General features: G+C 39.9%; 1 protein-coding gene. It reads left to right on the forward strand.

What is annotated here, in order from left to right; all coding sequences use genetic code 11:
• Positions 1-363: 363 nt before the first annotated feature.
• Complete coding sequence (locus I6F10_RS19970; RefSeq protein WP_165743859.1) at positions 364-981, forward strand: hypothetical protein; 618 nt, start codon at positions 364-366, stop codon at positions 979-981.
• Positions 982-1,105 lie beyond the last annotated feature (124 nt).

Consider the following 1,105-nt stretch of genomic DNA (forward strand, 5'->3'; position numbering starts at 1 on the left):
CCAGTAAGACCTTTACCAGCCTGAAGTTCAGCTAATGCTTTGTTGAAATCGAAAGATTGAGTCATGTGTCACTCCTGTTTTCTTAATAATACTGAAATGACACAGATTTCTAAACACTACCCGGACACGCAACGCTTGGCTCGTGTTCGTTCCTCACAGAATATAGCCAAGCATTACTTGGCCTCTTAGCGAGGCGTTGAGGCTGTTGAATTACTCTTTTTTAAGAAAAACAGCCAGTTTTATGGGTTCCAAATGCATTAACTTATGCTTTAAAAACGCTTAGAGTTAATTACAGGAACTCGTTTTTAATTGAATTTGGCTGTTGGAGTTATTCTACAGTCTCGTTAGTTTAAAGGAGAACCTGTGGAAGAATTTTGGACAAAACTTGAGAAAAACCCTCGGTTTTTTACTTTCTTTTGGGGGGCTTTAGGCTCATTTGCGGTTTGGCTGATTGTTGAGCACTCAGGTTCGATTCTGCTTTATCTTGGAACGGGCGTATTAGGGTTTTTAACGGATTATATTGATAGTAGATACGCCAGAACAGCAGTTTTACAGAGTACTACGTACTCATATTTTATTTTAAGTCTAATTTTCGTCATTGTTGCGGTCGGCTGGGGAGGAATATCGTCAAAGATATCCACCAGCTTAAAAGGACCGAAAGAAGAAAAAAACGAAAGTGAGGTCAAACCAATTCCAAAGTGGGTTCCTTACGGGTTCCTATTCGTCAAATTATTGGTCTGGTTTTATCTTTTGCTCGCTCTATTATTTCTTGCGGGCGAATCTATCGTATTAAATGCTACATCTGATTTTAAACAGCACGTTCGGATAGTGGCACCTTATATTACAGACCAAGAGGAAGAGGTTATTCTCTCTGAATGGTCTCAGATGGACTCTTTGGAAGACTACAATAATATATATAAAAAACTTATACCTATCGCCAAAGAACATGAGTTGGTGTTAAAGCGTAATCAGAATTACTAAAACTAATCGGGTAGCCGGAGGTCTCTAACCTCCAGCCCCCACACCACCCATCATGCGGGTCCGCAATGGGCGGTTCATCTCCCGTAATGAATATTGATCCAAATATCTTTCAATGACACTAAAC

It is taken from the genome of Pseudoalteromonas sp. SWYJZ98 (genome assembly GCF_015864495.1).
Classification (GTDB): Bacteria; Pseudomonadota; Gammaproteobacteria; order Enterobacterales; family Alteromonadaceae; genus Pseudoalteromonas; species Pseudoalteromonas distincta.